This is a genomic window from Aquamicrobium soli, from assembly GCF_042646345.1.
In the GTDB taxonomy this organism is placed as follows: domain Bacteria; phylum Pseudomonadota; class Alphaproteobacteria; order Rhizobiales; family Rhizobiaceae; genus Mesorhizobium; species Mesorhizobium soli_A.
Genome location: NZ_JBHRTK010000012.1, coordinates 206,978 through 222,238, shown reverse-complemented (window position 1 = coordinate 222,238; position 15,261 = coordinate 206,978). Strand labels below are relative to the sequence as shown.

Annotated in this window: 15 protein-coding genes; 6 read left to right on the top strand and 9 right to left on the bottom strand. The window is 67.5% G+C overall.

Going from position 1 to position 15,261, the window contains the following annotated elements; all coding sequences use genetic code 11:
- The first annotated feature begins 117 nt into the window (after positions 1-117).
- The 4 genes from murJ to ACFOHJ_RS10580 all read left to right on the top strand — a co-directional run bounded on the left by murJ (position 118) and on the right by ACFOHJ_RS10580 (position 4,154).
- Positions 118-1,731 carry a murein biosynthesis integral membrane protein MurJ gene (murJ, locus tag ACFOHJ_RS10595; RefSeq protein ID WP_378220469.1) on the top strand — a complete coding sequence of 538 codons (1,614 nt, stop codon included), beginning with the start codon at positions 118-120 and terminating at the stop codon, positions 1,729-1,731.
- Positions 1,732-1,811: 80 nt separating this feature from the next.
- Complete coding sequence (gene trpS / locus ACFOHJ_RS10590) at positions 1,812-2,888, top strand: tryptophan--tRNA ligase (RefSeq protein ID WP_378220468.1); 1,077 nt, start codon at positions 1,812-1,814, stop codon at positions 2,886-2,888.
- 88 nt (positions 2,889-2,976) lie between these two features.
- The gene (locus ACFOHJ_RS10585) at positions 2,977-3,468 is read left to right on the top strand and encodes a universal stress protein (RefSeq protein WP_378220467.1); all 492 of its coding nucleotides are present in this window, start codon (positions 2,977-2,979) and stop codon (positions 3,466-3,468) included.
- 116 nt (positions 3,469-3,584) lie between these two features.
- On the top strand, positions 3,585-4,154 hold the full coding sequence (locus ACFOHJ_RS10580) for a NifU family protein (protein ID WP_378220466.1): 570 nt from the start codon (positions 3,585-3,587) through the stop codon (positions 4,152-4,154).
- A 123-nt stretch (positions 4,155-4,277) separates the two neighbouring features.
- On the opposite strand, the gene ACFOHJ_RS10575 is transcribed toward ACFOHJ_RS10580, so the two are convergent.
- Positions 4,278-4,892 (bottom strand): L,D-transpeptidase, encoded by a 615-nt coding sequence (locus tag ACFOHJ_RS10575; RefSeq protein WP_378220465.1) that lies wholly within the window; start codon positions 4,890-4,892, stop codon positions 4,278-4,280.
- A gap of 214 nt (positions 4,893-5,106) precedes the next feature.
- Between ACFOHJ_RS10575 and cueR the strand changes: the two genes are divergently transcribed.
- Complete coding sequence (cueR, locus tag ACFOHJ_RS10570) at positions 5,107-5,547, top strand: Cu(I)-responsive transcriptional regulator (protein ID WP_378220464.1); 441 nt, start codon at positions 5,107-5,109, stop codon at positions 5,545-5,547.
- A 36-nt stretch (positions 5,548-5,583) separates the two neighbouring features.
- Here cueR and ACFOHJ_RS10565 read toward each other — a convergent pair whose 3' ends face one another.
- On the bottom strand, positions 5,584-5,862 hold the full coding sequence (locus ACFOHJ_RS10565; RefSeq protein ID WP_378220463.1) for a hypothetical protein: 279 nt from the start codon (positions 5,860-5,862) through the stop codon (positions 5,584-5,586).
- 153 nt (positions 5,863-6,015) lie between these two features.
- Between ACFOHJ_RS10565 and ACFOHJ_RS10560 the strand changes: the two genes are divergently transcribed.
- Positions 6,016-6,516 carry an MmcB family DNA repair protein gene (locus tag ACFOHJ_RS10560; RefSeq protein ID WP_378220462.1) on the top strand — a complete coding sequence of 167 codons (501 nt, stop codon included), beginning with the start codon at positions 6,016-6,018 and terminating at the stop codon, positions 6,514-6,516.
- Between the two features lie 128 nt (positions 6,517-6,644).
- On the opposite strand, the gene ACFOHJ_RS10555 is transcribed toward ACFOHJ_RS10560, so the two are convergent.
- From ACFOHJ_RS10555 to ACFOHJ_RS10525, 7 genes are all read right to left on the bottom strand, one after another.
- The gene (locus tag ACFOHJ_RS10555; RefSeq protein WP_378220461.1) at positions 6,645-7,205 is read right to left on the bottom strand and encodes an ActR/PrrA/RegA family redox response regulator transcription factor; all 561 of its coding nucleotides are present in this window, start codon (positions 7,203-7,205) and stop codon (positions 6,645-6,647) included.
- Positions 7,206-7,304: 99 nt separating this feature from the next.
- The gene (locus ACFOHJ_RS10550; protein WP_378220460.1) at positions 7,305-8,630 is read right to left on the bottom strand and encodes an ActS/PrrB/RegB family redox-sensitive histidine kinase; all 1,326 of its coding nucleotides are present in this window, start codon (positions 8,628-8,630) and stop codon (positions 7,305-7,307) included.
- Positions 8,631-8,662: 32 nt separating this feature from the next.
- On the bottom strand, positions 8,663-11,134 hold the full coding sequence (hrpB, locus tag ACFOHJ_RS10545; protein ID WP_378220459.1) for an ATP-dependent helicase HrpB: 2,472 nt from the start codon (positions 11,132-11,134) through the stop codon (positions 8,663-8,665).
- 65 nt (positions 11,135-11,199) lie between these two features.
- Positions 11,200-11,778 (bottom strand): DNA-3-methyladenine glycosylase, encoded by a 579-nt coding sequence (locus ACFOHJ_RS10540; RefSeq protein WP_378220458.1) that lies wholly within the window; start codon positions 11,776-11,778, stop codon positions 11,200-11,202.
- A complete protein-coding gene (locus tag ACFOHJ_RS10535) occupies positions 11,775-14,519 on the bottom strand; it encodes an ATP-binding protein (protein ID WP_378220457.1) in 2,745 nt (914 codons plus the stop codon). The genes ACFOHJ_RS10540 and ACFOHJ_RS10535 overlap by 4 nt, the downstream gene beginning before the upstream one ends.
- A complete protein-coding gene (locus tag ACFOHJ_RS10530; protein ID WP_378220456.1) occupies positions 14,516-14,752 on the bottom strand; it encodes a hypothetical protein in 237 nt (78 codons plus the stop codon). Before ACFOHJ_RS10530 ends, ACFOHJ_RS10535 begins: the two co-directional genes overlap by 4 nt.
- A 10-nt stretch (positions 14,753-14,762) precedes the next feature.
- Entirely contained in the window at positions 14,763-15,167 is a 405-nt protein-coding gene (locus tag ACFOHJ_RS10525; RefSeq protein ID WP_378220455.1) for a response regulator transcription factor, read from the bottom strand.
- Positions 15,168-15,261 lie beyond the last annotated feature (94 nt).

The following is a 15,261-nucleotide window of genomic DNA, read 5'->3' as shown; positions in this document are numbered from 1 at the left end:
TTCTCGAAAAATTGCCGGCGCAAGTCGCCGCTATGCTGCTGTAAAATCTCCCTCCCCCTTGTGGGGAGGGGGCGGGGGTGGGGGGCTGCCGCCCCGTAATCCCTCGGAGGTTTCGGCATGAGCCTCATCAAAAAATTCGCGACGGTTGCTTCCGGCACGCTGATGAGCCGCGTGCTCGGCTTCACCCGCGAGATGCTGATGGCGGCGGCGCTCGGCACCGGGCCGGTGGCGGATGCCTTCTACGCCGCCTTCCAGTTTCCCAACACCTTTCGCCGGCTGTTTGCCGAAGGCGCGTTCAACACCGCCTTCGTGCCGCTGTTCGCCAAGGAGATCGAGGCCGGCGGCCATGACGGCGCCCGCCGCTTCTCGGAAGAAGTGTTCGGCGTCCTGTTCACGGTGCTGATCTTCATCACCATCGCCATGGAACTGGCGATGCCGTTCCTGGTCAGCACCATCATCGCCCCCGGATTCACCGGCGATCCGCAGAAATACAACCTGACGGTGGCGCTGGCGGCGATCATGTTCCCCTACCTGATGTGCATGTCGCTGGGCGCCATGATGGCCGGCATGCTGAACTCGCTGCGCCGTTATTTCGCGGCCGCCGTCGCTCCCGTCTTCCTCAACGTCATCCTGATCGGCGTCCTCTATTATGCCTGGCACGCCGGCGCCGACGGTCTCAGCGTCGGCTACTGGATGGCCTGGGGCGTGATGGCGGCGGGCGTGGTGCAACTGGCGATCGTGTGGATCGCGGTACGTCACGCCGGCATTTCCATCGGTTTCCGCCGTCCGCGCATGACGCAGAACGTCAAGCGCCTTTTGTGGCTCGCCTTCCCGGCGGCGATCACCGGCGGCATCACCCAGATCAACCAGCTGATCGGCACCGCCATCGCCTCCACCCAGGCTAGCGCCGTCTCCTCGCTGGCGCTGGCCGACCGCGTCTACCAGCTGCCGCTCGGCGTCGTCGGCATCGCCGTGGCGATGGTGCTCTTGCCGGAACTGTCGCGGGCGCTGAAGGCCGGCCATGCCACCGAGGCGGCCAACCTGCAGAACCGCTCTGTCGAGTTCACCCTGTTCCTGACCCTGCCGGCGGCGGCGGCGCTCACGGTCATTTCCGAGCCGATCGTGCGCCTGCTGTACGAGCGCGGCGCCTTCGCCGCCAGCAACTCGACGCCGACGGTCGCCGCCATCCTGGCCATCTTCGGCCTCGGCCTGCCCGCCTTCGTGCTGATCAAGGCCTTCACGCCAGGTTATTTCGCGCGCGAGGACACCCGCACGCCGATGGTCTTCGCGGCGATTTCGGTGGCGGTGAACGTGGCGCTGGCGCTGGCGCTGTTTCCCTCCATGGGCGCGCCGGGCATCGCCACAGCCTCGAGCGTCGCCGGCTGGGTCAACGCGCTGATGCTGCTGGTGGTCCTGGTGCGGCGCGGCCATTGGGGCAGGGAGGAGGCGCTGATACGGCGCATCCCGCGCCTGGTGCTCGCTTCGGCCCTGATGGGCGCGGCACTCTGGTTCGGCTCACATGCGCTGGCTCCGTACCTTGCCTCCGGTTCCCCGCTGGTGGTCAAGGCGACGGCGCTCGGCCTGCTGTGTCTTGGCGGCATGGTGCTTTATTTCGCGCTCGCCTTCGCCATCGGCGGCGCCGACCTCGGCATGGTCCGGCGCAGCATGCGCCGCCGCGGCGCGCCGGTCCCGTCTGCCTCATCCCCTGTCGACGGCGATCCAGCCTCTTGATCGCGGTCCGCGCCTGATCCATAAGCCCCCTCGAATTTCGCCGCGCGCGAAACGGCCCTCCACAAGCCAGGACACTGATCATGACTGAGCCTTCCCCCTTCAAGCCGCTGGTTTTCTCGGGCGTCCAGCCCACCGGCAACCTGCATCTCGGCAACTATCTCGGCGCGATCCGGAAATTCGTCGCCCTGCAGGAGACGAACGACTGCATCTACTGCGTCGTCGACCTGCACTCGCTGACGGCGCAACTGGTACATGAAGACCTTGCCGAACAGACGCGCGCCATCACCGCCGCGTTCCTGGCCTCCGGCATCGACCCGAAGAAGCACATCGTCTTCAACCAGAGCCGGGTCATGCAGCACGCCGAGCTGGCGTGGATCTTCAACTGCGTGGCGCGCATCGGCTGGATGAATCGCATGACGCAGTTCAAGGACAAGGCCGGCAAGGACCGCGAGAACGCCTCGCTCGGCCTGCTCGCCTATCCGAGCCTGATGGCGGCCGACATCCTCGTCTACCGCGCCACCCATGTGCCGGTCGGCGACGACCAGAAGCAGCACCTGGAGCTGACGCGCGACATCGCCCAGAAGTTCAACAACGATTTTTCCAGCCGCATCGCCGAGCTCGGCCTCGGTGTGGAAATGCAGGTCGGCGACGAGACGGTGAACGGCTATTTCCCGATCACCGAGCCCGTCATCGGCGGCCCGGCGGCGCGCATCATGAGCCTGCGCGACGGCTCCAAGAAGATGTCGAAGTCCGACCCGTCGGACCTGTCGCGCATCAATCTCACCGACGACGCCGAGACCATCGCCAGGAAGATCAAGAAGGCCAAGACCGATCCGGAGGCGCTGCCGTCCGAGGTCGACGGCCTTGCCGGGCGTCCCGAGGCCGAAAACCTCGTCGGCATCTATGCCGGCCTCGCCGAAACGTCGAAGCAGGCGGTGCTGAAGGAATTCGGCGGCCAGCAGTTTTCCGCCTTCAAGACAGCGCTGGCCGACCTGGCGGTGGAAAAACTCGCCCCGATCGCCGTCGAAATGCGCCGCATCTCGGCCGACCGCGCCTATGTCGACGGCGTTTTGAGGGACGGCGGCGAGCGCGCCGGCAAGCTGGCCGAGGCGACCATGAAGGACGTGCGCGACATCATCGGGCTGCTGCAGGGTTGACCTTCGCATCGGCACTGCGTCCGGCGCTTGCTGCCGGGCGCCGCCGGTGGCAGATTACAGCGCGGAAACTCCATCGATAAGGGTGAGCATGGTCTCCAAACGCCTCAGCCGCGAAGCGGGTCATCGCCGCAAGTTTCTGGTGATCATCGACGATACGCCGGAGTGCGAGCGCGCCGCGGCCTATGCCGCGCAGCGCATGAAAAGCACCAACGGCGTGCTGGTCCTGCTCTACGTGATCGAGCCGGACGACTTCCAGCATTGGCTGGGCGTGGAAAAGATCATGCGTGACGAGGCCAACGCCACAGCGCGCACCATGCTCGACGGCTACGCCACCAAAATCCGCGAGAAATTCGGAATCGAGCCGGAACTGGTGGTGCGCGAGGGCAAGACGGTGGAGGAGGTCCACAAGGTCATCGAGGAGGACCAGGACATCGCCATCCTCGTGCTTGGCGCCAGCGCCGCCAAGGAGGGACCCGGCCCGCTGGTGGCCTCGGTGGTCGGCAAGGGCGCCGCCTTCCCGATCCCGGTGACCGTGGTGCCGCAGAACCTGTCGGACGACGAAATCACCAGCCTTGGCTGAATCCGCGCCGCTTCGAACGGTCATCGGCGGTTTTGCTTGAATATCGGGCCTGCAAGGCCTAATTAGAATTATTCCAAACTACTCGCCCGCAGGGTCATTCGGGCACGGAGACAGCCATGTTCATCCAGACGGAAACGACTCCCAATCCGGCGACGCTGAAATTCCTGCCCGGCAAGGAAGTGCTGCGTGAGGGCACCGCCGATTTCCGCGACGCGGCAAGTGCGGCCGAGGCCTCGCCGCTGGCCGGCCGCCTGTTCGCGATCGATGGCGTGACCGGCGTCTTCTTCGGCTACGACTTCATCACCGTTACCAAGGACGGCCCCGACTGGCAGCACCTGAAGCCGGCCATTCTCGGCGCCATCATGGAGCATTTCATGTCGGGCGCCCCGGTGATGGCCCATGCCGGCCCGGCGCTCGAAACCAGCGAGACCAGCGAATTCTACGACAAGGCCGACGAGGAACTGGTGCTCACCATCAAGGAACTGCTCGACACGCGGGTGCGCCCGGCGGTGGCGCAGGACGGCGGCGACATCACCTTCCGTGGCTTCCAGAACGGCACCGTGTTCCTGCACATGAAGGGCTCGTGCGCCGGCTGTCCGTCCTCGACGGCGACGCTGAAGCACGGCATCCAGAACCTGTTGCGCCACTTCGTGCCCGAGGTGGAGCAGGTCGAGCAGGTGGCGTAAGCCTTCGGAGCGCGAACGCGCTCTGGTCGCACAATTATCGAGAAACAAAAAACCGGGCCAAAGAGCCCGGTTTTTCTGTTGGACGTCCTAATGTGTTGCCTGGACGGCCCGCGTATAAAAGCTTTACTGGACGATGACCTTGGCGCCGACCTCGGCACGGTTGTAGAGGTCGATGATGTCCTGGTTCATCAGGCGCACGCAGCCTGACGACATGGCGTGGCCGATCGAGTTCCATTCCGGGCTGCCGTGCAGACGGTACCCCGAATCGCCGCCCTTGTTGAACAGGTAGAGCGCGCGCGCGCCGAGCGGGTTGGTCAGGCCCGGCGGCATGCCGCCGGCCCACTTCTTCAGTTCGGGCTGGCGCTTGATCATGGCGGCCGGCGGCGTCCAGGTCGGCCACTCGCGCTTCAGCGCCACCCGCGCCGTGCCGTGCCACTCGAAGCCTTCGCGGCCGACGCCGATGCCGTAGCGCATCGCCTTGCCTTCAGGCATGACGAAATAGAGGAACTTGTTGGCGGTATCGACGACGATGGTGCCGGGCTTTTCCGCGGTGTCGTAGCGGACCACCTGGCGTCGGTATTTCTGCGGCACCTTTTCGATCGGGATGCGCGGCAGCTGGTAGCCGGCATCGGTCACCGGGCCGTAGTCGTTGGTGAAGACCTGCATCGGGCCGATGCTGGTGCAGCCGGAAAGCATGGCTGCCGCGGCGGCGGCCAGGATAAGGGATTTCATGCGCATTAGACCAACGCTCCACCCGATCGATGGCCCGATTCGAGCCTTGTTTTCGCCGCCATTCATGCGAGCATTTCCGTTGCCTGCCAAGCAGGGGTTGCCTATATGCGCCATGCTGCGCGGCCTAAGAGCGCAACCTGTGGTATTTTGACAACACTCATCACGGGAATGTGAAACGGAATCGATCGTGCGATTCGAGGCGATAACGGGGATCAGAGCCATGAATGTCGGTGAAGCCGCCCGCCGTGCCGGGCTTCCGGCCAAGACCATCCGCTACTACGAGGAGATCGGCCTGATCCGGCCCGAACGGACCGGCAACGGCTATCGCGCCTATACGGTAGACGACATTCATCGCCTTGCCTTCCTGAAGCGCGCCCGCGGGCTCGGCTTTTCCATCGACGATTGCCGGCAACTGATGGCGCTCTACCGCGATCGAAGCCGCGCCAGCGCCGATGTCCGCCAGATCGCCGCCGCCCATGTCGAGGCGATCGAGGAAAAGCTGCGCGAATTGCAGGCCATGCGCGCCACGTTGCAGAAGCTCGTCCATGCCTGCCACGGCGACGAGCGTCCGGACTGCCCGATCCTGGAGGAAATGGCGGGCGAGGCCGACGCGCCGAAGCCCGCTTCCCGCAAGCGGGAGTCGGTGGCGGAAATCGGCTGACCTGAACCGGCACTTCGGCGTCGGACTGCTCCGGGATCAGGTGAAAGCCAGGATGAAAACGGAGAGCGAGAGCGCCAGCAGGCCGCAGAAGAAGGCCACGTCGGCGACGATGTTCTTCCATTTGTTCGCATTGCCGTTGCGGATGGCGATGTAGGAAGCGGTGATGCTGACCAGGAACATCAGCGCCGCCACCCACGCGGTTTCGTCGGCGAAGGACCCGGCATCGGATTTGGTGAATTTCAGGGCGCCGATGATGACGAAGCAGATGCCGAGCAGGTTGGAAGACGCATTCAGGACGTGGGGATGTCGATGCATGGCGACGACCGCTCTTCGATGGGGCGGCAACCAGAAAACAGGCCTTTGGCGAAAATAAAGCGGCTTTCGGGAATCCTTGCGCCCGTTGGCCGCAGGGAAAGCCACCTCTCAATACCCGGTTCAAACCGTGAACAAAATCTGGCATGATCGGCCATGCCCATCGTTTCACCGATTCCCCAGAACCCGCTTCTCGACGGCCGCCAGTCGGAGCGCGCCTTGCTGGTGCGGCGCGGCGTGCAGCGCCTGTTGATGCAGATGGGCGCGCATGTGCTGCCGGAACTGTCGCTGGCCACCGGCCGTCGCGCCGACCTGGTGGCGCTGACGCCCAAGGGCGACATCTGGATCATCGAGATCAAGTCCTCGGTCGAGGATTTTCGCGTCGACCGCAAATGGCCGGATTACCGGCTGCATTCGGACCGCTTCTTCTTCGCCACCCATCCGGGCGTGCCCGCGGAGATATTTCCGTCCGAATGCGGCTTCATCCTTTCCGACGGCTACGGGGCGGAAATTTTACGCGAGGCGCCGGAGCATCGCTTGGCCGCCGCCACCCGCAAGGCGTTGATGCTGCGCATCGCGCGCGCCGGGGCCGCCCGTCTGCTGGCGGCGGAACTGGCCGGGGTTTCGGTGCCAGCGCTCGACGGCGAAAGCGAGTAGGGCATTTCCAGCAAGAGCGTGAAGCGGTTTTGCGTCCGGAAATGCGGGTAACAAAGAGGTAGAGCGGTTCTGCCCGTTCTGGAAAACCAGAACCGCTCCGGGAGGCGGCCGGCAGGCGGCAGGAACGCTCAGCGCGGCGCGCGCTTGGCCAGGATGCGCTGCAAGGTGCGGCGGTGCATGTTGAGGCGGCGTGCCGTTTCCGAGACGTTGCGTTCGCACATCTCGTAGACGCGCTGGATATGCTCCCAGCGCACGCGGTCGGCCGACATCGGGTTTTCCGGCGGCGCGGCGCGTTCGCCGGTGCGGGTCAGCGCCGCGAACACGTCGTCGGCATCGGCGGGCTTCGACAGGTAGTCGACGGCGCCGAGCTTCACCGCCGTCACGGCGGTGGCGATGTTGCCGTAGCCGGTGAGGATGACGGTGCGGGCGTCCGCGCGTTTCTCGCGGATGGCGGCGACCACGTCGAGGCCGTTGCCGTCGCCGAGCCGCATGTCGACGACCGCGTAGGCGGGCGGGTTGGCGCGCGCCTTGCCGACGGCCTCTTCCACGCTTTCGGCCGTGTCGACGACGAAGCCCCGGGTTTCCATCGCGCGGGCGAGCCGGGTCAGGAAGGGTTTGTCGTCCTCGACGATCAGCAGGGAAGTGTCTTCGCCCGTTACCATGCCGTCAGCGGCTTCTTCGCCGTCCATCTCGCATTGTCCTTGTTTGTCAGCTTTATCCGTCAGCTTTTCAAGCAGATATAGTTACGCGCGGCGCTTGTCCAATGCCGCCGCTTCGGGCGCGTCGTCCTATGCGCCTGCAAGCAGGGCCGCGTCCGCCGCCTGCGGATTGGTGAAACTGGCGCGCGCCCAGCTGATCTCGACCACCGCGCCTTCGCCGGGGCCGTTGGAGTTGCTGAAGGACAGGCTGGCGCCGGAGCGTTCGAGCAGGGTCTTGGCGATGAACAGCCCAAGCCCGAGGCCGCCGCCCGGCTCCGCCCCCTGGCGGGTGGACATATAGGGCTCGCCGATGCGGTCGATGATCTCGGCGGGAAAGCCGGGGCCGTCGTCGGCGATGGAAAGGGTGATGCGGCTGTCGTTCCAGCCCCAGCGCATGACGACCTTGGCCTGCGCGAAATCGACGGCGTTTTCAACGAGGTTGCCGAGGCCGTAGAGCACGCCGGGATTGCGCCGCCCGACCGGCTCGGGGCCGGTCCGCTCGCCGGGAACCAGTTCGATCGAAATGCCGAAGTCGCGATGCGGGGCGATCACCTCCTCGATCAGCGAGGTCAGCGGAAGCTGCGAAAGCTGCGGCTCGCCCTCGGAGGACAGGCTGGTCAGCCGCTTGAGGATCTCGCGGCAGCGCTCGCTCTGCGAGCGCAGCAGGGTGACGTCCTCGCGGAATTTCGGTTCGTTGCCGAGCGCCTTTTCCATCTCGCGCGCGACCAGCGTGATGGTGGCGAGCGGCGTGCCGAGTTCGTGCGCGGCTGCGGCCGCCAGCCCGTCGAGCGCCGACAGGTGCTGCTCGCGTTGCAGCACCAGTTCGGTGGCGGCGAGCGCGTTGGCCAGGAGCCTCGCTTCCTCGGCGACGCGGAAGGCATAGATGGCGGTGAAGGAGATCGACGAGAACACCGCCACCCACATGCCGGCGACATAGACGAAGGGCACCACCAGCGTCGCGCCCTCGGTCCAGGGTAGCGGCAAATGGAAGAACACGAGGAACGACGCCGCCGCCATCACCAGCGCGCCCAGTACGGCGGTCAGCGGCAGCGGCAGCGAGGCGGCGGAAATGACGACCGGCACCGTCAGCAGCAGCGAGAACGGGTTGGTGAGGCCGCCCGTCATGTAGAGCAGGCCGGCCAGTTGCAGGCTGTCGAAGATGAGGATGCCCAGCGCCGCCGGAGGCGTCAGCCGGTGGGCGGCCGGATAGCGGAACGCCATCACCAGGTTGAGCCAGGCCGAGGTGGCGATCAGCGCGAAGCAGGGGCCGACCGGCAGCGGGAATTCGAGCCCGTAGGCGACCACCAGGACGGTGATGCTCTGGCCGACGATGGCCAGCCAGCGCAGCCGGATCAGCGTGTTGAGGCGTAGCCGCTGGCTCTGCCGGAAGTCGGGGGCGCGCTGGAAATCACTCATCACGCGGCTTTTATAGGATAGCGCGGAAAATTCTAGCGGCCGCGCGGCTTGGCGCGGCTGGTAGCGGCGGCCTCGAGCGGATTTTCGGGCCAGACATGGCGCGGATAGCGGCCGCGCATGTCGGTGCGCACGTCGGCCCAGGAGCCGCGCCAGAAGCCGGGCAGGTCGCGCGTGGTCTGGATCGGACGGTGCGCCGGCGAGAGTAGTTCCAGCGTCAGCGGCACCATGCCGCCGGCGATCGACGGATGCGTGTCGAGCCCGAACAGTTCCTGCACGCGGATCGCCAGCACCGGCCCTTCCGCGTCATAGCGGATCGGCGCGTGGCTGCCGGAGGGGGCGTCGAAATGGGTCGGGGCCAGCGTGTCGATTCGCCGTTGCAGATCATGCGGCACCAGTGCCGTGAGCCCGGCTGAAAGCGCGCCCGGAGAAATGGCGGCGAAACTCGCCGCGCCGGTCAGGAACGGCGCCAGCCAGTTGTCCAGGCGCTCGGTGAGGGCCGCATCCGAGACATCCGGCCACGGCGCGCCAAGGCCGCGATGCAGCCAGGACAGGCGGGCACGCAGGACTAGCGCGGGCTTGTCCCAAGGCAGGAGGTCGAGCCCGTATTCGCGCAGCGCCTCGAGGATGGCCGCGTCCGCCTCGGCGCCCGAAGGAGCCGGCAGCATGCGCTCGGCCAGCGTGATGGCGCCGAGCTGCTCGATCTCGCGCGTGCGCACCGCACGTCGGTCGCGATCGAACAGGGTCTGCCGGTGCGTTTCGATGCCTTTGCCCAACGCAGCCCTTATCTCCGCTTCGGTCACCGCGGCGGCTGCAGTGATGCGGGCGTTCTGGGCCTTGCCGGTCAGGTCGGCGACGACGAGGAAGGGCTCGCCGGCCAGCGCTTCGGCGGCGTCCAGCGCCGCACCCGAGCCGTTGGCCAGCACGAAGCGGCCGCGCTCTCCTCGCGCCTTGGCGACACGGTCCGGCCAGGCATGGAGCAGCAGCGCCCCGGCCGAGGCGGGGCCGTCGGTCCGGCTGGCGCCCGCCTGTCGCGCCAGCCGCCCGGCCAACTGCCGAGCCGCCTGCGCGCGGGCGGATTTTTCGTCGCGAAAGCGAGACAGCCGCCGGTCGAGATCGACGGCGTCGCCCCCGAGGCCGCGCTCCGTCAGCAGTACCGCGAGGTCGGCGGCCGGCAGCGCCAGCCCGTCTTCGGCGGCCCTTGCCACCATATGCGCGAGCCGCGCCGGCAGCGCCAGCTTGCGCATGCTTTCGCCCTGGCTGGTCAGCCGGCCGGCGGGATCGATCGCGCCCAGCGTGACGAGCAGCGTGCGCGCTTCGGCAAGGGCTGCGGCCGGCGGCGGGTCAAGGAAGGAAAGCGACGCCGGATCGGCGACCCCGAAGGCGGCGCAGTCGAGCACGAGGCCGGAAAGGTCGGCCTCGAGAATTTCGGGCGGCGTGAAGGAAGGCAGCGCCGCCGTCTGCTCGGCGCGCCACAGGCGGATGGCGACGCCGGCTTGCGTGCGCCCGGCGCGGCCGGCACGCTGCGCGGCCGAAGCCTTGCTGACGCGCACGGTTTCCAGCCGCGTCAGCCCGCTCGACGGCTCGAAGCGCGGCAGCCGCGAAAGCCCGCTGTCGATGACGACGCGCACGCCGTCGATGGTGATGGAGGTTTCCGCGATCGAGGTGGCCAGCACCACCTTGCGCCGGCCGGCCGGCGGCGGCTTGATGGCGGCGTCCTGCGCCTTGCCGTCGAGCAACCCGTAGAGCGGCACGATGTCGGTGTCGCCGCCAAGCCGGCCCTCCAGCCGCTCGGCGGTTCGCAGGATTTCGCGCTGGCCGGGCAGGAAGGCAAGCAGGCTGCCTTTCTCCTCGGCAAGGGCGGTTCGGATCGCTCCCGCCATCGTGTCCTCGACCGGCACGCCCGTCGGCCGTTCGACGTAGCGGATATCGACCGGGAAGGCGCGCCCGGCGCTTTCGATGACCGGGGCACCGTGCAGCAGTTCTGCCACCCGCGCGCCGTCGAGAGTGGCCGACATCACCAGCAGGCGCAGGTGGGGGCGCAGCGCGCCCTGCACGTCGAGCGCCAGCGCCAGGCCGAAGTCGCCGTCCAGCGAACGCTCGTGGAATTCGTCGAACAGGACGGCGGCCACCCCCGGCAATTCCGGGTCGTCGAGCAGCATGCGCGAAAACACGCCCTCGGTAACGACGAGGATTTTCGTGCGCGCCGAGGTGCGGTTTTCCATGCGCATGGCATAGCCCACCGTTTGCCCCGGCTCCTCGCCGAGAAGGGCGGCCATGCGGCGGGCGGCGGCGCGGGCGGCAAGCCGCCGCGGCTCCAGCAGCACGATTTTGCCGTCCCCCCGCCACGGCGCGTCGAGCAACGCCAGCGGCACCTGCGTGGTCTTGCCGGCGCCGGGCGGCGCCACCAGCACGGCGGCATTGCCTTCGGCAAGCGCCCGCTTCAGCGCCGGCAGCGCTTCGGTGACCGGCAGGCCGGGCAATTTTTCGAACGTCGGGGCAGTCACGTAGGGCGGTCGCCTGGTTGCGCGGGCAAAACAAGTCTCCGCATAGCAGCGGCGGCGGGCAATGCCTAGAAGCGACGGCTGAGGAAGGGGGAATCCGCCAGCCCGAATCGCCACGGCTGCTCGACGGCTCGCGTGATGCCGATGCGCGGCCCGGTGGCGATGCCGGCCGGCTCTGTCGGCGGCGTCAGCGAGAACGGTGGGCGGTCGAGCGGCAGCCCGTCCATCGAGTTGTCGACGCCGAGCGCCTGCGACAGCCGCCCCGGCCCGGAGCACAGCAGGCGCGGCCGGTCGAGGTTGCGGCGTTCGGCCATCGCCGCCAAGCCGGTGTCCGGCTCCAGCGCGCGGATGAGCACGGCGTGGCCGCGCAGGCAGACGAAGTTCAGGCACCAGTGGATGCCGTAGGAGCGGTAGACATAGGCGTGCGCCGGCGGCCCGAACATCGTGCGGTTGCGGTTCCTGATGCCGCCATAGCTGTGCGAGGCCGGGTCGTCCGGCGCGTAGGCCTCGGTCTCCACGATAATGCCGCCGACGCCGTCGATGGCAAGGCGCGCGCCGATCAGGTCCCTGGCGACGGCAAGCGCGGGGCGGGAGAAGAACGCCGTCAGCGCCTGCGGCCGATCCGTGGGTGGCGGGGAATCGCTCATGGCGCGGTCGCCAGCGTCTTTTCGGCCGGCACGGAGGCCGGAGCCGCCGGCAGCCGCACGCGGAAGACTGCGCCGCCGCCGCGCGCGCCCTCCACCCAGATGCGGCCGCCGTGCTGGGCGACGATGCGTTGCGATATCGCCAGCCCGAGGCCGGCGCCTTTCGGCTTCTCGCTCATCGTGTCGCCGAGCTGGCGGAAGCGCTCGAAGACGATCTCGCGGTCGGCCGCACGGATGCCGGGGCCGTTGTCGGTCACCGATATCTCGAAGTCGCCGCCGATGCGGTAGAGCCGCAGCGTGGCGAGCCCGGCGCGCGTGGGGGAGAACTTCGCCGCATTGCCGAGCAGGTTGATGACCACCTGGACCAGACGGTCGTGGTCGCCCATCACCAGCGCCGGGTCGGCCTCGATGCGCAGCGCAAGCTCCACCTCGCTCGTCGCGAACACCTGGTACATGGCCGAGGTGGATTCCCGGATCACGGCGGCAAGGTCGACGAGGGCGCTCTTGGCCGGAATGGCGCCGCTCGCCTCGATCTTGGAGAGGTCGAGCAACTGGTTGATGAGCCGGGTCAGGCGTTCGGATTCCGTCACCACGATGCGCAGGAACTCGTTGCGCTCGGTGTCGGGCATGTCGGTATGGTCGCGCAAAATCTCGGAAAAGGCGCGGATCGAGGCCAGCGGCGTGCGCAACTCGTGGTTGACGGTGGCGACGAAGTCGTCCTTCATCCGGTCGAGCACCTGCAACTGGGCATTGGCCTCGGTCAGTTCGGCGGTCGCCGTCTCCAGCGCGCGCGACTTCTCCTCCAACTGGCGGTTGGCCTCGATGATCCGCGACGTCTCGTCGAGGATGCGCATCATCTCGTCGACGCCGAGCTGTTCTTCCTCGACGATGGCGCTGACCAGCACGCGCGCCGAGGCGGCGCCGATGACGCCTGCGAGCAGGCGTTCGTAGAACAGCACCGTTTCGGCGTCGGCCTGCACGGCGGTGGCCGGGTCGAGGCCGCGCGCGTGGGCCCAGCCGGCGAAGGCCGCCGCCGCCTTCTCGCGGCCGAGGAAGCGCGACACCAGCGACATCAGGTCGGGCACGCGCGCGGTGCGCCGCCAGATCTGCGCCACCTCGTCGAGGTTTTCGGTATCCACGAACAGGGTGGCGCGCGCCTGCTCGATCGGCGTCTGGCGGCCGGCGAGCGACACGCCGAGAAAGGCGCCGATATTCGCCAGCAGCGACCAGAATGCGCTGTGGGTGACCGGGTCGAGGCCGGCAAGCCCGAACAGCGCGTAGGGTTTCAGCAACGCCAGTCCCAGCGGCCCGTCGGCGACGAAGCCGATCTCGAACGCGCCCGAGCGGGCGAAGGAAGGCAAAAGCAGCGTATAGGCCCATACCAGCACGCCGGCGGAGATGCCGGCAAAGGCGCCGGCCTTGGTGGCGCCGCGCCAGAACAGGCCGCCGACGATGGCCGGCGCGAACTGGGCCACGGCGACGAAAGACATCAGCCCGATCGACACCAGCGCGAACTGGGCGCTGTCGTGGCGCATGTAGAAATAGCCGAGCGCCATCACCGCGATCATGACGATGCGGCGCACCCACAATAACAGGCTGGTCAGGTCGGACTTGCGGGCGAGGCCCAGCGCCTTGACCCGGAGCAGCGCCGGCATCACCACGTCGTTGCAGACCATGACGCTGAGCGCCGTGGTTTCCACCACCACCATCGAGGCCGAGGCCGACAGGCCGCCCAGAAAGGCGATCAGCGCCAGGAAGGGCTGGCCGGTGGACAGCGGCAGGGTGAGCACCAGGTTGTCCGGATCGGTATCGGCCGGCAGCAGCAGCCGGCCGCCGATGGCGATCGGCAGCACGAACAGGTTGATGGCGAGCAGGTAGAGTGGGAACAGCCAGAGCGCGCGGTTGAGATGCCGCTCGTCGACATTCTCCACCACCATCACCTGGAACTGGCGCGGCAGGCAGAACACCGAGACCATGGCCAGGAGCGTCATGGCGATCCAGTTGTAGCCGTAGCGGTTAGGCGCGTATTCGAACAGGGCGCTGATCTCGGGCCGCTCCATCGCCTGCGAGAACAGGTCGCCGAAACCGTGGAACAGGCCATAGCCGACGAACAGGCCGATGGCGGTCAGGCAGACGAATTTGAGGATGGATTCGAGCGCGATGGCGACCATCATGCCGGGGTGGTGTTCGCCCGGATGAATGCTGCGGCTGCCGAACAGCATGGCGAAGATGGTGAGCACGATGGCCGCCCACAGCGCGCCGTCGGCCAGGAGCGGCTGCATCATCGGGTGGGCGGCCTCGCTGCTGCTGCTGAGCGCGGCGAAGCCGATCGAGATGGATTTGAGCTGCAGCGCGATATAGGGCACCAGCCCGATCACGGCGATGACCGTGACAAGCGCCGCCAGCCCGCCGCTGTTGAAGCGCGCGCCGATCAAGTCCGCTATCGAGGTGATGCGGTTGGCCTGGCTGACCCGCAGGATTTTTCGGATGATGACCGGGCCGATGAGGAAGGCGAGCGTCGGCCCGAGGTAGATCGGCAGGAAGTCGAGCCCGGACATGGAGGCGCGGCCGACGCCGCCGTTGAACGTCCAGGAACTGCAATAGACCGCCAGCGACAGCGTGTAGACGAGGCTGGAGCCGGTGAGCCGCGAAAAGCGCCCGGTGCTGTGCTCCGCCAGGTAGGCGACGGCGAACAGCAGCGCCAGGTAGGCGACGGCGGCGATGATGATGACCTGCTGGCTCACGGCTGGTCACCATCCTCGGCGCGCCCGCGGCCGGCCGAGCCGCTGCCGCCCCTCTCGACGATCAGCGCGGTGGCCGCGATCAGGGCGGCCCATACGGCGAACAGGTAGAGATAGAGCGCCGGCCAGCCGAACAGCGTGCCGCCGACCAGGTTGAGGATAGGCGGGTTCAGGAGCACGGCGCCGGCGATGAACAGTCCGACCAGCCGGTCCCGCTTTGCCGTCCGGCGCAGCATCGCGGCGGGCCTAGCCGTCGCAGATGCCGGCGGCGGCCGGCCTCGGCTTGCCGGCAAGCACGCTCGCCACGCAATCGATGACGTCGCCGATGGCGAAAGGCTTGCTGATATAGGCGTCGGCGCCGAGCGCCAGCCCGGCGCGCTGGTCCGCCTCGCGTCCCTTGGCGGTGAGCATGACGATGCGCACCGCGTCATAGGCATGGCTGGCGCGAAGCGTGCGGCAGACATCGTAGCCGTTGGCCTTCGGCATCATCACGTCGAGCAGGACGAGGTCAGGCGCGGCCGCGGCAACCGCGTCCAGCGTCTGCTGGCCGTCGGTCGCGGTACGCACGGCGTGGCCTTCCCGCCGCATGAGATAGCTCAGCGCGAGCAGGATGTTGGGATCGTCGTCGGCGATCAAAATAGAGGCCGACATCGGCATTGTCCTCCTGCAATGGCCTCTGAAGTCAGTAAACCTCTTGTGTTTTATTCACAAGACTAGCACAAATATCGCGCACCGCATCCGGGAC

Excerpts from the sequence above, each read along its gene's own strand:
- ACFOHJ_RS10530 (WP_378220456.1), bottom strand. The coding sequence starts at position 14,752 with ATGCTGCGCCGGACGGCAAAGCGGGACCGGCTGGTCGGACTGTTCATC.
- ACFOHJ_RS10525 (WP_378220455.1), bottom strand. The coding sequence starts at position 15,167 with ATGTCGGCCTCTATTTTGATCGCCGACGACGATCCCAACATCCTGCTC.
- ACFOHJ_RS10550 (WP_378220460.1), bottom strand. The coding sequence starts at position 8,630 with ATGAGTGATTTCCAGCGCGCCCCCGACTTCCGGCAGAGCCAGCGGCTA.
- ACFOHJ_RS10575 (WP_378220465.1), bottom strand. The coding sequence starts at position 4,892 with ATGCGCATGAAATCCCTTATCCTGGCCGCCGCCGCGGCAGCCATGCTT.
- trpS (WP_378220468.1), top strand. The coding sequence starts at position 1,812 with ATGACTGAGCCTTCCCCCTTCAAGCCGCTGGTTTTCTCGGGCGTCCAG.
- ACFOHJ_RS10555 (WP_378220461.1), bottom strand. The coding sequence starts at position 7,205 with ATGGACGGCGAAGAAGCCGCTGACGGCATGGTAACGGGCGAAGACACT.
- ACFOHJ_RS10540 (WP_378220458.1), bottom strand. The coding sequence starts at position 11,778 with ATGAGCGATTCCCCGCCACCCACGGATCGGCCGCAGGCGCTGACGGCG.
- ACFOHJ_RS10580 (WP_378220466.1), top strand. The coding sequence starts at position 3,585 with ATGTTCATCCAGACGGAAACGACTCCCAATCCGGCGACGCTGAAATTC.
- murJ (WP_378220469.1), top strand. The coding sequence starts at position 118 with ATGAGCCTCATCAAAAAATTCGCGACGGTTGCTTCCGGCACGCTGATG.
- ACFOHJ_RS10565 (WP_378220463.1), bottom strand. The coding sequence starts at position 5,862 with ATGCATCGACATCCCCACGTCCTGAATGCGTCTTCCAACCTGCTCGGC.
- ACFOHJ_RS10560 (WP_378220462.1), top strand. The coding sequence starts at position 6,016 with ATGCCCATCGTTTCACCGATTCCCCAGAACCCGCTTCTCGACGGCCGC.
- cueR (WP_378220464.1), top strand. The coding sequence starts at position 5,107 with ATGAATGTCGGTGAAGCCGCCCGCCGTGCCGGGCTTCCGGCCAAGACC.
- ACFOHJ_RS10585 (WP_378220467.1), top strand. The coding sequence starts at position 2,977 with ATGGTCTCCAAACGCCTCAGCCGCGAAGCGGGTCATCGCCGCAAGTTT.